At 50.6% G+C, this 16,755-nt stretch carries 14 protein-coding genes; 8 read left to right on the forward strand and 6 right to left on the reverse strand.

What is annotated here, in order from left to right; translation table 11 throughout:
• Nucleotides 1-102 precede the first annotated feature (102 nt).
• Nucleotides 103-1,284: an amidohydrolase gene (locus tag GJ746_RS06760; protein ID WP_154679497.1), complete on the reverse strand. Its 1,182-nt coding sequence runs from the start codon at nucleotides 1,282-1,284 to the stop codon at nucleotides 103-105.
• A gap of 11 nt (nucleotides 1,285-1,295) precedes the next feature.
• A complete protein-coding gene (locus tag GJ746_RS06765; protein WP_154679498.1) occupies nucleotides 1,296-2,489 on the reverse strand; it encodes an MFS transporter in 1,194 nt (397 codons plus the stop codon).
• Between the two features lie 135 nt (nucleotides 2,490-2,624).
• Between GJ746_RS06765 and GJ746_RS06770 the strand changes: the two genes are divergently transcribed.
• The 4 genes from GJ746_RS06770 (at nucleotide 2,625) to GJ746_RS06785 (ending at nucleotide 6,789) form a co-directional block, all read left to right on the forward strand.
• Entirely contained in the window at nucleotides 2,625-3,533 is a 909-nt protein-coding gene (locus tag GJ746_RS06770; RefSeq protein WP_154679499.1) for a LysR substrate-binding domain-containing protein, read from the forward strand.
• A 444-nt stretch (nucleotides 3,534-3,977) separates the two neighbouring features.
• Nucleotides 3,978-4,685 carry a purine-nucleoside phosphorylase gene (gene deoD / locus GJ746_RS06775; protein WP_154679500.1) on the forward strand — a complete coding sequence of 236 codons (708 nt, stop codon included), beginning with the start codon at nucleotides 3,978-3,980 and terminating at the stop codon, nucleotides 4,683-4,685.
• 35 nt (nucleotides 4,686-4,720) lie between these two features.
• Nucleotides 4,721-5,881 (forward strand): MFS transporter TsgA, encoded by a 1,161-nt coding sequence (gene tsgA, locus GJ746_RS06780; RefSeq protein WP_154679501.1) that lies wholly within the window; start codon nucleotides 4,721-4,723, stop codon nucleotides 5,879-5,881.
• Nucleotides 5,882-5,967: 86 nt separating this feature from the next.
• Nucleotides 5,968-6,789: an outer membrane protein OmpK gene (locus tag GJ746_RS06785; RefSeq protein WP_154679502.1), complete on the forward strand. Its 822-nt coding sequence runs from the start codon at nucleotides 5,968-5,970 to the stop codon at nucleotides 6,787-6,789.
• 36 nt (nucleotides 6,790-6,825) lie between these two features.
• Here the strand turns inward: GJ746_RS06785 and GJ746_RS06790 are convergent, their stop codons facing one another.
• From GJ746_RS06790 to GJ746_RS06800, 3 genes are all read right to left on the reverse strand, one after another.
• A complete protein-coding gene (locus GJ746_RS06790; protein ID WP_154679503.1) occupies nucleotides 6,826-7,512 on the reverse strand; it encodes a Crp/Fnr family transcriptional regulator in 687 nt (228 codons plus the stop codon).
• A gap of 97 nt (nucleotides 7,513-7,609) precedes the next feature.
• On the reverse strand, nucleotides 7,610-8,440 hold the full coding sequence (locus GJ746_RS06795) for an MBL fold metallo-hydrolase (protein WP_154679504.1): 831 nt from the start codon (nucleotides 8,438-8,440) through the stop codon (nucleotides 7,610-7,612).
• A gap of 9 nt (nucleotides 8,441-8,449) precedes the next feature.
• On the reverse strand, nucleotides 8,450-8,992 hold the full coding sequence (locus GJ746_RS06800; protein ID WP_154679505.1) for a sugar ABC transporter: 543 nt from the start codon (nucleotides 8,990-8,992) through the stop codon (nucleotides 8,450-8,452).
• 138 nt (nucleotides 8,993-9,130) lie between these two features.
• On the opposite strand from GJ746_RS06800, the gene GJ746_RS06805 reads away from it, so the two are divergent.
• Nucleotides 9,131-10,006 carry a LysR substrate-binding domain-containing protein gene (locus GJ746_RS06805; RefSeq protein WP_154679506.1) on the forward strand — a complete coding sequence of 292 codons (876 nt, stop codon included), beginning with the start codon at nucleotides 9,131-9,133 and terminating at the stop codon, nucleotides 10,004-10,006.
• Between the two features lie 62 nt (nucleotides 10,007-10,068).
• On the opposite strand, the gene GJ746_RS06810 is transcribed toward GJ746_RS06805, so the two are convergent.
• Nucleotides 10,069-10,935: a GNAT family N-acetyltransferase gene (locus GJ746_RS06810; RefSeq protein ID WP_154679507.1), complete on the reverse strand. Its 867-nt coding sequence runs from the start codon at nucleotides 10,933-10,935 to the stop codon at nucleotides 10,069-10,071.
• Between the two features lie 356 nt (nucleotides 10,936-11,291).
• On the opposite strand from GJ746_RS06810, the gene cadC reads away from it, so the two are divergent.
• The 3 genes from cadC to cadA all read left to right on the forward strand — a co-directional run bounded on the left by cadC (nucleotide 11,292) and on the right by cadA (nucleotide 16,755).
• Nucleotides 11,292-12,824, forward strand: a complete 1,533-nt coding sequence (gene cadC / locus GJ746_RS06815; RefSeq protein WP_154679508.1) for a lysine decarboxylation/transport transcriptional activator CadC — start codon at nucleotides 11,292-11,294, stop codon at nucleotides 12,822-12,824.
• Nucleotides 12,825-13,188: 364 nt separating this feature from the next.
• Entirely contained in the window at nucleotides 13,189-14,526 is a 1,338-nt protein-coding gene (gene cadB / locus GJ746_RS06820) for a cadaverine/lysine antiporter (protein ID WP_154679509.1), read from the forward strand.
• An 81-nt stretch (nucleotides 14,527-14,607) separates the two neighbouring features.
• On the forward strand, nucleotides 14,608-16,755 hold the full coding sequence (gene cadA / locus GJ746_RS06825) for a lysine decarboxylase CadA (protein ID WP_154679510.1): 2,148 nt from the start codon (nucleotides 14,608-14,610) through the stop codon (nucleotides 16,753-16,755).

The raw sequence follows: 16,755 nt of genomic DNA on the forward strand, positions 1-16,755 counted from the left end.
CAGGTGCGGCAACGATGTAATAACTGCGCCCGGATCGTTCATTACTGCCAGAGATGCCGAACTCAGACCCTATGGCTGATAACTGTCCGGCTAATCATTTTCTTAATCGTAATTTAGTAATTGGCTAACCAGCGCTATATGCGTTTTAATGCCGATAGCCAGCACATCTTCATCAATGCGAAAATGGGGATTATGCACATTCCAGGTCGCCTTTTTTTGTTGATTACCGCAGCCGACGAACAAGAAAGTACCTGGAATTTTTTCCTGATAGGAAGAGAAATCTTCGCTACTAAAAAGAGCCTTATCCTGGAACTGTAAAGTCCCTTCAGGGAAATAACGGGTAATAGCGTCGCGAGCAATCTGATTGGTGATATCGTGATTGTTGCCCACAGAATAACCCTGCTGCCATTGGATATCACATCTGGCTCCATAGGCTGTACTGATGCCGTTAATAATACTGGCCATCATCGGCGGTACCGCTTCCCGGACCTGCTGGCTGTGAGTGCGCAGAGTTCCGGCCAGGCGAGCGCTATCAGGAATGACATTATAACTGTCGCCGGCCTGGAAAGTAGCGATGGTTAAGACTGGAGCACAGCTCGGATCGATATTACGTGACACAATTTGCTGAAGAGCGCTGACTATTTCTGCCCCAATAGTCACTGGATCAATACAATAATGCGGCATCGAGCCATGGCCGCCTTTACCATGAATGGTAATATCAAAATTATCGCTGGAGGCGACGTAGACCCCTTCTTTTAACGTAATAGTGCCTGTGGGTGTCGTGGGAAGCACGTGTAGGCCAAAAATATGTTCAACGTCATCAAGCACCCCCAGATTTACGAGTTCGCGCGCGCCGCCAGGCGGTATCTCTTCTGCGGGTTGGAAGATAAATTTGATGCTGCCGTGTAAATGCTTTTGCAACTGGCTAAGGACTTTTGCCGCCCCCATGAGCATCGCGGCATGTGCATCGTGACCGCAGGCATGCATGATCCCGCTCTTCTTCGATGAAAAGAGTTCACCACTCTCCTCCTGCAATGGAAGAGCATCAATATCAGCACGTAACGCCCACGCAGGACCAGGATAAGCGCCGCGTAGTACCGCAACGACGCTATTTTCTAATGGCCTGTTTATTTCCAGACCGACAAATGGCGTCAGTTCACTGGCGATATAATCGGCGGTTGGTTTCTCATTAAACGATAGATCCGGATAGGCGTGAATATGACGACGCCAGCGGAGTGCCTCTTCTGCAGCGGCAGAAATCAAAAGTTCAGCGACATGATTCATCAGATACTCCTTCAATCAACAACAGTCTCGTTAACGATGATTTTGCGTTTCATTAGCGGTAACACCGCAAGCCCGGAGCAGGCCATCGCCAGTGCAAGAAACAGAAAAGCACTGTAATAGCCCTGGCTTTTTTCCACTAAATAGCCAATTACGATGGGGGAAACAAATCCTCCAAGCGTACCCCCGGTATTAATCAAGCCAATAGCCGAACCCATCATCTTTTCTGGTAAGCGCTTCATCGGTAAGGTGAAAGCGGTAACAAAGGTCGACATCAGAAAAATTTCGCCAATAAAAAGGAGTACCGCGGCAACGAACGGCGTTTTCGCATAAAAAATGGAGAAGATAACCACTGCGGCGCCAAGCGAACTAACGGCAATAACTAAGGGTTCACGGTTGAGAAAGTATTTGCCAACAAGCCAGCCGGTACCCAGAGACGAAAGCCAGATACCCAATCCGCCAGCAGCGACGACAAAACCGGAGACCCCAAGTGACATCCCCATATTCTGGACAAGAAATTTTGGCAGCCAGGCCATCAGGCCATAGTTAGGAATGTTGACGCAGAATATGGAAAGAAATAGCAGGAGCACCGTTGGATTACGCCATAAAGAAGCCTTAACAGTATTTTTTTTGACTACCAGGGACGACTGCTGCTGACGCGGCACGCGCAGGGCAATCAGTAAGGCAATAAAACATGAAATAACACCCAGTATGATGAACGACTTATGCCATCCCAGTACTGCCAGAGCATTAACGGCGATAATAGGACCAATGGTCATTGCCAGCCCTGCCGATGAGAGCAAAATTGACTGGGCAAAAGTCCGTTGCTCAACGCTGAAATTACTGACCACCGCCTTTGCACAGGAACAGGGGTAGCCTGAGTGTCCAACGCCGGCGAGAAAACGGAAGAAGAGTAACAGGCCAAAACTCAACCCCAGAAGGCCGAAGAAAAGAGCAAATACGCCCAGCAGCGTTAGCGATAAGACCAGCATCGTCTTATAGCCAATCCTGTCATTCAGCCAGCCAGCTGGTACCTGAAATAGCGAATAAGCAAGGAAAAAAATTCCGGTAATGTAGCCTAGTTGTTCTGCGCTGAGACCAAATTCCTTTTCGATGGGTAGTAAAGCGAAACCAGTTACGGTTTTATCGATGTAAACTAATACGTAACCAATAAACAGCAAGAAGACCATCTGAGACTGACTTTTCATTTATATTCCCGCTAGAATCTCATTGTTGAATATGCGTTTTTTGGGTAGCTCCCCGATAAATCCTCTTCCTTTATGGGTGTATAGGGAAGATATTATTTTTCTATAGGTGATGCTTTTTTCTGATAGAGGTAAGCAGTGAAATACCTTCCTAAACTTAACCAGTTGCAAGCGCTACGGCAGGTGGTACGCAGTGGTAGCATTCGTTCGGCCGCCCGTCTTATGGGCCAATCGCAACCAGCTTTGAGTCGAACATTGCGTGAGCTGGAGCAAACTCTCGGTACGCAACTTTTACTGCGAAGCAAAGAGGGGATAACCCTGACGGAAGCAGGAATTGCTTTTCTGCAGCGTACGGAGTGGGTTCTTGAGGAGCTACAACGAGCGGTAGATGAGGTTGAGCAAATCAATCACTTCACTCACGGACGGTTGACTATCGGTTTCTCATCGCTCATTGCTGTGACCGTTTTTCCTCAAGTCGTGGAAAAGTTTAAGAAGGAATTACCGCAAGTGAGAATGACGGCGAAAGAGGGACAGCTTTCGTCACTGTTGCCTGGGGTGATCAATGGCGAAATCGATCTGGCGATTGGCTCGTTCGATCCGCTGAGTCCTCCAGAAGGGGTGATGCTTGAACCGCTTTTCATTGCGCCTTTTTGTGTGATAGCGCGTAAAGGTCATCCGCTAATGAATGAAAGCGAGCTGTTTGCTTTACGTAAAGCTAAATGGTTATTGCCAGAATCGCCAATGGGCTACTATCAACACTTACAAAACAAGCTGCTTCATTTTTATCGACAGGTTGCAATTACGCCTTTACGCACTGATTCGGTGTTCGTCGCGCTTCAGATGGTGCTGGAATCGGACTATTTAACCGTCATCGCGCGAGCGATGAATCAGCCGCTGCAGCTGGGTGATAAGCTTGCGACGCTTCCCATAACCACGCTGCCGGCAGCGCAATATTGTGCTGTCTGGTCACAAAAATCAGCGCTCACCCACAACGCGAGCCTTTTCCTCAATCATTTGCGGCGGGAATGTCACCGTTATGCCTGGTAAAACGGATGAATTTCATTTTAATTCAGTGGCTTAAAAAGTCCCTTATCTGAAGCGCTCGCCGATTTTCTTATTCCCGCTGGAACGCTTACTATTGCCCGTCGTTATGACCAGACTTCATCGGGCGAAAGAGGCCGTTGCGCCCGGGAGTATCATGAGGGGAGCGAGTCGAACGCGATTTTTCCCCTCAACGTACTATGCCGTCTATTTATTTTTACCGCATCCGTTCCTCTTAGCACTCTGCTTGCATACAAAGTCCTGACTGAAACGCCGGGACTTCAATCATATTCCCTGCGGACAGGCTCAAGCATTGCCGGGTTTGTTTAGGCAAAAAATAACTCTCTAAAATGAGAGGCCGATCGTTTGAGCAGGACTTTTGTCCTCTCGCCCCTTCTTTGCCCGGCATACAATTCCAGCATGCCTTCCCTGTAAAATTATGGAGCTGTTATGACTGCACATATTAATGCTAAATCCGGCGATTTTGCTTCTACCGTTATCATGCCCGGAGATCCGCTGCGGGCTAAATTTATCGCCGAAAATTATCTGCAAAACTATAAAGAAGTCACCAATGTGCGAAATATGCTGGGGTATACCGGATTTTATTCAGGTCATCCTGTATCGGTGATGGGACATGGCATGGGAATCCCCTCAATGACGCTTTATGCTCATGAACTGGTTAATGACTATGGCGTAAAAAGAATCATTCGGGTCGGTAGCCTGGGGGCGACTCAGCATCACGTTAAAATGCGCGATATCATTTTAGCCGTTGCCGCCGGAACGGATTCCGCCACGAATCTGAAGCGCAGTTCAGGTTATTCAATGGCGACATCTGCTGATTTTAAATTACTGCATCAGGCATGGACGGTAGCGCAAAAAAATGGTGTTGATGTAAAAGTTGGCAACGTATTTAGTGGCGATCTTTATTACGATCCGGATGAAAATCTTATCCCGGCACTGGAGGAGTTTGGGGTATTGGGTATCGATATGGAAGTTGCCGGGCTGTACGCATTAGCGCATCAGTTTGGTATTGAAGCCCTTGCTATTTTAACGGTATCCGATCATTGTCTGACCGGGGAAGAAACAACGGCTGAAGAACGACAGCTGACCTTTAACAATATGATTGAGCTGGCGCTGAATACGGCAATTACAGCTTAGCTTTTTTCGATTTACACCCATCAGGGATGCTTTATATGAAAAATAAAATTTCACTTACGTTAATTAGCTTCCTGGCAAATTTTATTATGGCGGGGTTTGCCAGTCAGTTCGGTATGCTGATTGAACCCATTGCAGAGCATTATCATGCGGATATCAATGCGGTTGCCTCTATTTTTTCTTTGCTCAACGGCGGGGCGCTGGCAGGAACTATCGCGGCTTTTTTTCTGATTGAAAAAGTCGGGGTAAAACGGATGACGCTTATAATCTACTCGATTGTTTTCCTTTGCGCAGTCGCGATGCATATGAGCAGTGGATTATGGCCCGTCATGGTAGCAATGACCCTGGTGGGACTCTGCGGCGGGATTGGGCTGTGTGTGGCCGGAACCATCGTGGTCTCCGTCTGGCAGGACCGCATTCAGAGTACGATGCTGGTGGTGCAGGATGCTACCTTTAACGTGGCGGGCGTGGTCTTCCCTTTGATCACCACCTTTGCTCTTACGCACAATATGTCATGGAGCTACAGCTATCTGAGCGTCGGAATGGTGGCGCTGGTGACGCTGGGCATTGTGGCGCTGACCCGCTTTAACGCCTGTGAAGTCGCACCCGCTTCAGGTCAGACCGATCCGGTTAAATCAGAGTGGAACCCTGGGATCATCAGCGGTGGGATTGGCCTTTTCATGGGCATGTTAGCGCTCTATACCTTCCTGACCTGGGCACCTCTGTTTGTGAAGAACAAATTTGGTATTCCCTTTGAAGAAGCCGGCAATATCATTACCCAATACTGGGGAGCCGCGCTGATTGGCGCCTTAGTGTCCACCGTCATCGTTGCCCGGGTAAAGATTCACTATTTCTTACTGAGCATTATTTTACTGGCATGTATCATTACCACTGTTATTGTCACTAAAGAGAGTATTTCTGGCTTAGATTATCTTGCCTATAGCTATGGTTTTGTTTGCGCGGCGCTCTATAACTCGTTTATTGCTTATGGCGTATCTTTTGTTAAACGCGCGAGTAGCCAGAATGTTTCTTTTATATTAATTAGCGGCAGCGCCGGGGCGATGTTTAGTCCAGCGATTAGTGCTCTGATGGAAAAAACGATGGGGCTGCAGAAAATAATGTATGCAATACCCGCTTTATACGCCATTATTTTCATCATGTTGATGGTAACACTTAAATTAAAACGTAAGTCAGCATAGTAGCACCACCCTCTTGTAAATTTGACAATTTGCCATTGCTCCCTTTCAGGAGCAATGACGCCCAGACTTTATCAAAGGAATGGAATATGTTTAATTTTAAAAAAGCATTGTTAGCGGTGATGATTAGCGTTGGCTGTTCTCACGCAATAGCGGCAGATTATAATGACGGTAATATCCGTAAGAACGACTACAACTGGATGCAAATGAATTTAATGCAGAGCGTTGATGCCAAAGTTCCTTATGGCATTCGCAACGACACTTATCTTGAGCTGGAGTTTGGCGCTCGCTCGGGGATTGTCGATCTGTACGGTTACGTCGATATTTTTGATGTTTTTGATAGCAAGCATGACGATCGTCACGGTGGTGATAACTTTTTTGCTAAAATTTCACCACGGTTTTCACTGGATGCTATTTTTAATAAAGATTTATCCGTTGGCCCATTTAATGAGTTTTATATCGCAACGGTGAATAATATCGGCGATCGTGAGCTATTTGAACACTATATTGGGCTTGGGACGGATGTGACGGTGCCATGGTTTGGTATGGTGGGAATGAATTTGTATGCACACTATGTCCGTGAAAACTATGGCGCGGAGAATGAGGGCAAGTGGGATGGTTATATGTTCTCTACGAACTGGTCAACGCCCTTTTATCAGTTTGCCAACGGTAGCCATTTAAATTATCAGGGATATTTGGATTATCAATTTGCCGCGAATAAGATAGCCGATCAGCAGCTTTACAGTAACAATGCTATTGAATGGTTTAATGGTATCTACTGGCATAGCGAACATTACGCTATAGGCTACGGATTAAAGTATTTCCGCAACATGGCATTGATGCAAAACCACGGCGGCGCAGGCCGTACAACGGGGCTTGGGCACTACTTCAGCCTTACCTGGAAGTTTTAATCGGGTTGAATGGCACACCGTACCGCCTCCGGTGTGTCATTCAAAACTATCGTTGCCAAGAAATTGGCGCAGGCCATCAAGATCCTGAATTTCAAGCCCCTGTTTTGTCCGCGCCACCAGCCCGGCGTCAATCAGCTCTTTAACCGCGCGCCGATATACGCGATCGGTGGTGCCGAATCTTTCAGCTTCCTGATAATTTTTACTGAATCCATCCATGGGCTGCTTGTTCAGGTGCTGGCGATACAGATCATAGGCAACATTATGCACGATAGGGTAGAGCATGCGGTGCAGGAAGATTTCCAGCATATCCTGATAGTCCACCGCCATCGCGCTGGCAAAGAATATCGCCAGCTTAGGATGCTGATTGAGCGCTTCTTCAAGCCGCTCGCAGCTGCATACTGCGACGGTAAGAGGCTCTTCCGCCACGATATCAAGCTGGCAGCGATAGCCGGTAAAAAACTCCATTTCGCCAAACAGTTGTTCGTCGCATTCCATTGCGCCCAGCTGGAAACGACGACCATTTTCAGCGCTGTAACGCAACGAAATCCTGCCTGACTCAACCATAATCAGACGGTCGATCACCTGGCCTTGATGATAGAGATACTCATTTTCCGCAATAAGCTGGGTATCTGACAGCAGTTCGCGAAATATTTTCTCAATAAATGCATCGTCCTGTTGCCAGATACTTTGAAAACGACCTTTGGTGAGTGGTTTAAGCTGCATGTCTTAACGTCAGTGAGTCAGATATTCCTTAGGTCTGAATGTATGCCATTTAAGCGTTTCTGTCATTAAGCGCACCACAAGCAGGGTATTCGCTGAATTATTGCGTTGTAGAGTATTCGATACGGTACCCTTTACCAGCGGCGACAACGCGAGCAAACCCCGGTTCGCCAAGGTGCATACCGGCAATCAGCAGCTTTTCGCTGGCGGCCTGAGCGAAGATCGTTTCCCGCGTTACTCTGGCCTGAGCAGGATCGCAATCAAAAGCGATGGCGGCAGCGGGGCGCGCGGTCTGAATATGCGGAAAATGGACGATATCTCCCCATATCAACAGGCTTTGTCGAGCCGCGTCGATGCGAAACCCGCTATGGCCCGGCGTATGCCCGGGCAGCCATAGCGGACGGATACCCGCGACGACTTCTCGATCGTCAAGAAAACTGAGCCTGCTGGCCCACGCGTCCAGCGTTCGCCGGGCGAGAGCAAAATTTCGCTGCCCGCGTTCATTAGCCCGGCTTAACATGACGTCATCCTGCCAGTACTCCGCTTCCAGAGGATGCAGATGAAGACGCGCGTTGAGAAAGCGCGGCGCGCCGTTTGCATCCAGCAGGCCGCCGATATGATCCGGGTGAGCGTGGGTCAGCAGAACGGTATCAACCTCTTCAGGGGTAACCCCCGCCGCCCGCAGGCTGGCTTCCAGCACGCCGCCTCCCGTCCCCGCATCAACCAAAATCGTTCTTTCCCGGCCGCGGATAAGATAGCCATTAATGTCGATAGTGCCGGGATCTATGACGCCCGCCTGGCGCTGGATTGCCAGAGCATCGTCGCTGGTAATGCCGGACAGCAGCGCCAGGCTGGCGGCCATATCGCCGTCGCTGAGAGCCGTCACCTGAAAATCGCCAATCTGGCGGGTGACAAAAGATGAACTGCGCATAATAACCTCTTAGCGTGATGCAGGTTGTTCTTCACCAGGATTTTGCAGCTGACCGGCCATGGGTTCATAGATGGCGGCTTTTTCCTGCCCCGCCAGCAGCATGGCCTCCCGGCGCGGCAGGATGTAAACCACGCGCTGCGGCGGATTGTTGTCCAGTCCGGCTGCCCGAAGCTGCGTCGGTTGATATCCCAGCTCTGAGTCAATAAAGTCCAGCCTCTCCGGACTCAGTAACAGAACGTCGCCCTCAGAGACGGCAGGGAAAGTACCGCGGTAGTGATACAGGTTTCGACGCCAGTCGCGAATATGCGTTTGCCAGCGTGAAAAGTTGCCGCCGCCTTTATGGCGGTACTCCTGGCCGGTGAGGACGTCCGCATCTTCGATGGAATGAATGGCAAGATAAAGCGGGGAGCCGGAATCAAGGGCTTTGAAGCGCTGCGAGGCGCTGAAGCCGTTGACGGACACCAGCGCCGGCAGCTTGTGCTGGCTGTAAAATGTATTCCAGCTGGCTTCAGTTTGCGGATCGGCGTAACGGCACTCAACGATATATAGCATGGGCTGGCCTCGGCATGATGGAAAGGTGATGTTGACTTTTAATCATGCTACTTTCGGAAATGAGCGCTATGAAGCGATATTATTTCATCGTTCAATGATATTTTGTCACTAACCAACCATCCGGCAGAGACTACCGTCATGCGAAAAAAACTTCCCAGCAGTACCTCGCTGCAGGCTTTTGAGGCCGCCGCCAGGCACGGTAACTTTGCCCGCGCGGCGGAAGAACTATCGCTCACCGAGGGGGCTATCAGTCGGCAAATCGCCCGCCTGGAATCGCTGTTGAACTGTAAGCTGTTTGAGAGGACGGGAAGCCGGGTGCGGCTGAACCCGAACGGCGCACGTTACGCGCATCACGTGCGTGAAACTCTGGAACGGCTTGAACGAGATACGCAGTATCTGATGGGCGCAGCGGACGGCAGCCGAAGCCTGGAAATCGCCGCGCCGCCGACCTTCGCCAGCCGCTGGCTTATTCCCCGTCTTGGGGATTTTCAGCGCCTGCATCCGGATATCACGCTGAATATCGCGGTCAGAACCGATCCGTTTATTATCTCCGGCAGTGGTTTTGATGCGGCGGTTCACTTTGAACATCCCGCATGGGCCGGGATGCGCAGGCAGTTTCTGTTTGAAGAGAGGCTGGTGCCGGTATGCCACTCTGCATTACTGGCGGGAGGCGAACCGATTGACCAGTTGAACGAACTGCCGCGTATTCATCGACGGCAGAATCCTGACGCCTGGCATCGTTATGCCGAAGAGTGCGGGATCACGCTGGTAAATCCGGCGCAGGGCGTGCGTTACGATCTGCATGAGATGGCGATAGCCGCCGCGTTGGCCGGGCAGGGGGTTGCCCTGGTGCCCCACGTGTATGTCGAACAAGAACTCGCCAATGGGACGCTGGTTGCGCCCTGGCCGCTGGCCCGCAGCCTGAGTAAGCGCTTTTGTCTGGTTAAGCCGCTGGAAAAGGGGATCAATGAGTCGGCGCTACAGGCGTTTGAACAGTGGCTGATAACGCAATAAAGGCCCGGCCGGACGGGCCTGTGCGGCCCGTGGCGGCGCGGAATTTCGCGACTCACGCAGCCTCAGGCATGGGCTAAAAGCGGGAACATCAGCTTATTTTCTTTGAAGAGATTTTCTTTTTGGTGGTGGATAAACAGAATATCTTCCCCTTCGATTTTTTCATATTCGCCAGTTCGGTTCTCTTTGGGGGTAAAACCAAGGATCGCCTGATAGGTATTCTCGTCGGCGAGTTCATTAATAATGGCCGACAGAGACCGCCCGCTGTCGCAGAAAATATCAAAGCAGATCAGCGCCGGACCGTTTTGCATGGCAATAGCGATAGCCTGATTTTTCACCGAATAATAGACGAAGTGCTTCATAAAGGCGGAGCAGTAAAACATCAGTAAACCGAAATTATCTTCCACCCGCAGCTGCGAAAACGGATTCGATTTTTGATAGTACTGTTGTAGCAGCGCGATATCGCCCGGCTGATCCATATCGAGCTTGCGAAAGTCCCCAGCTGCAGGCACCACCGGCATAATATACTGATGTTCGTCGGTGCGCTCGAAGCCAAATTTTGGATAAAAATCAACGGTTGTTGGGTTAGCGAACAAAAAGAAGCCATCGGCTTTATCCTGCCAGTCCGACAAAATTTCTTTGACTAGCTGTCCGGCCAGCCCCTTATTACGATGATCGATATCGGTCATCACGGTGCCGATTTGAATATAGCGCCGGGGCTTGTCCTGCCAGACCAGGTTAATAATATTAGCGGAGGCATTAGCGATCACTTTATTGTTACTCGCCAGGGCGTAGGGAATATAGGCGTCGGTCCAGTATCCTTTGCGGTACCACTCTTTGAAGGAAAGATCGAAGGTTTTAATCGCCAGGTCAATGAAGCTATTTCTTAAAACATCATTGTGCACAATTTGCTTAACTAATTTATAGGTCATCGTCGACATTCCTTTACGCTGCGGGTGAGGCACTGTTTATCGGCTATTTGTTCGGCGGTCCGATCTCCGTCGGGCGACCTAAAAATAGCATATCCCCACCGATGGGCGACGACTGTGGTGCTTAAGCCTTGCTCACGTCACATATTCGCCGGAAATAAGGCTAAAAATGAGCTGCTTTTGTCTCCTTAAAGCGCATCGACCATGAATCATAAAAGCGTCGGCAAAAAATGAAAGTTTGCCAGTCATTAAAAATGAAGAGGAATATATCGCGTTCATGGTCATGACCCCTATCATAATCAGATAGGGGAAATGTGTTATCATCGCGCCTTTCCCGTTTCGTCCTGGGGCTCTTTTTTATGCAACAACCTGTTGTTCGCGTTGGAGAATGGCTGGTTACTCCCTCTGTTAACCAAATTAGCCGAAAGGGGCGTCAGCTAACTCTCGAACCGCGTCTGATCGATCTTCTGGTGTTCTTTGCCCGCCATCCTGATGAAGTACTCAGTCGGGATGAGCTTATCGACAACGTCTGGACCCGCAACGTGGTGACCAGTCACGTTGTGACGCAAAGCGTTTCTGAACTGCGTAAGTCGCTGAAAGATGGCGATGATGGCAGCCTGGAATATATCGCGACCGTTCCCAAACGCGGCTATAAGCTAACGGCGCCGGTTATCTGGTGTAGCGAAGAGGGAGAGGAGCTGACGCCGGTTATTCCCGCTACAGCGCCAGCGCTCGGGGCGGACAGGCCACCGCTTGCCCCGCAGGCCGCTGAGCCTGCGGCAGATAGCGCATCGGCGGTGCAGCCGGAAAAGCGTAAACGGCTAACTACCTTTATTGTCTGGGGTCTGTTTTTGCTGGCGCTCGCCAGCTGCGTGGCGCTGGTGGCGTTATCGACGCTGGAGTCGCGCCCGCCGGTAACCAAGGCGCGTCTGCTGCTTAATCCGCGTGATGTTGATATTCATCTGCTCAGCGGCAATACCTGTAACAACTGGTCATCTCAGCACTCCTATGCCATTGGTCTGGGAAGCCTGATTACCACCTCGCTGAACACGTTCTCCACCTTTATGGTGCACGATAAAACCAACTACAACATCAACGAGCCGAGTAGTTCGGGAAAAACCCTGACCATCGAGTTCGTCAATCAGCGGCACTATCGCGCGCAGCAGTGCTTTATGTCGGTCAAGGTGGTGGATAACGCCGACGGCTCGACCATGATGGATAAGCGTTACTTTGTCACTAACGATAACCAGCTTTCGATTCAAAACGACCTGCTGAGCAGCCTGTCGGAGGCGCTGAAGCAGCCCTGGCCGGCGCGAATGCAGGAGATGCTCAGGCAGTATCAACCGTCGCAAAGTATCGCGCTTACCCATTTCTATCAGGCGCATCAGCTATTAATGAACGGAGACGTCGATTCATTAGGCAAAGCCAGTAGTCTGCTTGCTGATGTAAATAAACAGTCACCGGACTTTACCTACGCCTGGGCGGAAAAAGTGCTGGTGGACGTATTGCGACATTCACAGCAGCCGCTGGATGATAAACAGCTCGCCGAACTTTATAGCGAAATTACCCGCGTGGGCAATATGCCGGGAATAAAAGACATGGCGATATTTTATCAGATTAAAACGGTGGATATGCTGGGTAAAGGTAAAGTAGATGAAGCCTACCGGGCAATTAATACCGGCATTGACCTGGAGATGTCGTGGATGAACTATGTGCTGCTGGGTAAAGTCTACGAAATGAAAGGGCAGAGCCGGGAAGCTGCCGATGCCTACCTGACGGCGTTTAATTTACGTCCCGGTGAGAATACCTTTTATTGGATTGAAAACGCCGTATTTCAGACCTCCGTCACCCGGGTTGTTCCCTATCTCGATAACTTCCTCGCTGCAGAATAAGTCAAGCCTCATCACGGTCATATTTTTGGCGGTGATGAGGTTAATCTTATGTTTCTCATGAGCTTCCCTGTTGTTATGTTTTTTCGCCTTCCTCTCCGTATATGTAACACATTTTCAACACCGAGCGTTGATTTTAATTTGCTGTAAATAAAGGGCTTTTACCTTTTCCTGATATCAAGTTGTCATCCTGATATGTTGCGCGAAAAAGGTCAAAATATCATTTGTCTGATGTTTGTGGTTATTTCACTTTATCTTTAGGACTTATCTTGTACCAATCCGTAATCTGGTTGGCAGTTGGTCGGGTCAATAAAAGGTTCATCATCATGATCTGTACCTCCCAAATAAACTTAGGAGAAAAGCAAACATGAGTTCTGCCAAGAAGATCGGGCTATTTGCCTGTACCGGTGTAGTCGCCGGTAATATGATGGGGAGCGGTATCGCATTATTACCAGCTAACCTCGCCAGTATCGGTGGTATTGCCATCTGGGGGTGGGTGATTTCTATTATTGGTGCGATGTCTCTGGCTTATGTTTATGCCCGACTGGCGACCAAAAATCCGCAGCAGGGTGGGCCCATTGCCTACGCTGGTGAAATATCTCCGGCGTTCGGTTTCCAGACCGGCGTTCTTTATTATCACGCCAACTGGATCGGTAATCTGGCAATCGGGATTACCGCCGTCTCTTATTTATCAACATTCTTCCCGATTTTAAATAATCCGGTGCCGGCAGGTATTGCCTGTATTGCCATTGTCTGGATATTTACCTTCGTAAATATGCTCGGGGGAACCTGGGTGAGCCGCCTGACGACTATCGGCCTGGTACTGGTGCTTATTCCGGTGGTTATGACCGCAGTCGTCGGCTGGCACTGGTTTGACGCTGCGACCTATCAGGCAAACTGGAACACTTCCAGCACTACTGACAGCCACGCGGTCATCAAAAGTATTCTGCTCTGCCTGTGGGCCTTCGTCGGCGTGGAATCCGCCGCCGTCAGTACCGGAATGGTGAAAAACCCGAAACGCACCGTACCGCTGGCCACCATGCTGGGTACCGCGATGGCCGGTATCGTCTACATCGCCGCGACCCAGGTTATCGCCGGTATGTATCCTGCGTCTGAGATGGCTGCATCCGGTGCGCCGTTTGCCGTGAGCGCCTCCACCATTCTCGGCGGCTGGGCCGCGCCGCTGGTTTCCGCCTTTACCGCCTTCGCGTGTCTGACCTCTCTGGGGTCCTGGATGATGCTGGTGGGCCAGGCCGGCGTACGCGCTGCCAACGACGGTAACTTCCCGAATGTGTATGGCGAAGTCGACAGCAACGGTATTCCGAAAAAAGGCCTGCTGCTGGCGGCGGTGAAAATGACCGCGCTGATGGTACTGATTACCCTGATGAACTCTACCGGCGGCAAGGCTTCTGACCTGTTCGGTGAATTAACCGGTATCGCGGTACTGCTGACCATGCTGCCTTATTTCTACTCCTGCGTGGACCTGATTCGCTTCGAAGGCATTAACGTGCGCAACTTCGTCAGCCTGATTTGCTCCGTACTCGGCTGTGCGTTCTGCTTCATCGCCCTGATGGGCGCCAGCTCCTTCGAACTGGCCGGTACCTTTATCGTCAGCCTGATTATCCTGATGTTCTACGGTCGCAAAATGCACCAGCGTCAGAGTAACGACGACTCCGCTGATAGCAACACCGCCAGCGCACATTAATCAGCACCCCAATTCCTGAGGCTCCTTCCATCACCTGTCACGTCGTGGCGGGAGGGGCTTTCTTTATCTGGAGATTTGACTATGAACGTTATCGCAATCATGAATCACATGGGTGTTTACTTCAAAGAAGAACCCATCCGTGAGCTGCATCGCGCCCTCGAACGCCTGGACTTCCGTATTGTCTACCCGAACGACCGTGACGACTTATTAAAACTTATTGAAAACAATGCGCGTCTGTGCGGCGTTATCTTCGACTGGGATAAATACAATCTCGAACTGTGCGAAGACATCAGCAAAATGAACGAATATATGCCGCTGTATGCCTTTGCGAATACCTACTCCACGCTGGACGTTAGCCTCAACGATCTGCGGATGCAGGTACGCTTCTTCGAATACGCGCTGGGCGCGGCGGAAGATATCGCGAACAAAATCAAACAGAATACTGACGAATATATCGACACCATTCTGCCGCCGCTGACTAAAGCGCTGTTTAAATACGTACGAGAAGGCAAATACACCTTCTGTACTCCAGGCCATATGGGCGGTACCGCGTTCCAGAAAAGTCCGGTCGGCAGCCTCTTTTACGACTTCTTTGGTTCCAATACCATGAAATCCGATATCTCGATTTCGGTTTCTGAACTTGGTTCTCTGCTCGACCATAGCGGCCCGCACAAAGAAGCGGAAGAGTACATCGCTCGCGTCTTCAACGCGGAACGCAGCTACATGGTGACTAACGGGACCTCTACCGCTAACAAAATCGTTGGCATGTACTCCGCGCCTGCCGGTAGCACCGTGCTGATTGACCGTAACTGCCACAAATCGCTAACCCATCTGATGATGATGAGCGACATTACGCCAATCTACTTCCGCCCGACGCGTAACGCTTACGGCATCCTTGGCGGTATTCCGCAGAGCGAATTCCAGCATGCGACTATCGCGAAGCGCGTAAAAGAAACCCCGAACGCCACCTGGCCGGTGCACGCGGTGATCACCAACTCCACCTATGATGGCCTGCTGTACAACACGGACTACATCAAGAAAACCCTGGATGTGAAATCCATCCACTTTGACTCCGCGTGGGTGCCTTACACCAACTTCTCGCCGATTTATGCAGGCAAATGCGGGATGAGCGGCGGCCGCGTCGAAGGGAAAGTCATTTACGAAACCCAGTCCACGCACAAACTGCTGGCGGCGTTCTCCCAGGCTTCGATGATTCACGTTAAAGGCGACGTTAACGAAGAAACCTTTAACGAAGCCTACATGATGCACACCACCACTTCTCCGCACTACGGCGTGGTGGCCTCGACGGAAACCGCGGCGGCGATGATGAAAGGCAACGCCGGTAAACGCCTGATTGACGGCTCTATCGAGCGTTCGATCAAGTTCCGTAAAGAGATCAAACGTCTGAAAGGCGAATCCGAAGGCTGGTTCTTCGACGTCTGGCAGCCGGAACATATCGATGGCCCTGAATGTTGGCCGCTGCGCTCAGACAGCGCATGGCACGGTTTCAAAAACATCGACAACGAACACATGTATCTCGACCCGATCAAAGTCACCCTGCTGACTCCGGGGATGAAGAAAGACGGCACTATGGATGAGTTCGGTATTCCGGCCAGCATCGTGGCGAAATATCTCGACGAGCACGGCATCGTGGTTGAAAAAACCGGTCCGTATAACCTGCTGTTCCTGTTCAGTATCGGGATCGATAAAACCAAAGCGCTGAGCCTGCTGCGCGCGTTGACCGATTTCAAACGCGCGTTTGACCTGAACCTGCGGGTGAAAAACATGCTGCCTTCGCTGTACCGCGAAGATCCTGAATTCTACGAAAACATGCGCGTTCAGGAACTGGCGCAGAACATTCATAAACTGATTGAGCACCACAATCTGCCGGACCTGATGTTCCGCGCGTTTGAAGTACTGCCAACCATGATGATCACCCCGTACGCCGCGTTCCAGAAAGAGCTGCACGGTCAGACCGAAGAGGTGTATCTCGAAGAGATGGTCGGTCGCGTCAATGCCAACATGATCCTGCCGTATCCTCCTGGAGTACCGCTGGTAATGCCGGGTGAAATGATCACCGAAGAGAGCCGTCCGGTGCTGGAATTCCTGCAGATGCTGTGCGAAATCGGCGCCCACTATCCGGGCTTCGAAACCGATATCCACGGCGCCTATCGTCAGGCGGATGGTCGTTACACCGTTAAAGTGCTGAAAGAAGAAAACAACAAATAA

Source organism: Klebsiella oxytoca (assembly GCF_009707385.1).
GTDB classification, from domain to species: domain Bacteria; phylum Pseudomonadota; class Gammaproteobacteria; order Enterobacterales; family Enterobacteriaceae; genus Klebsiella; species Klebsiella oxytoca_C.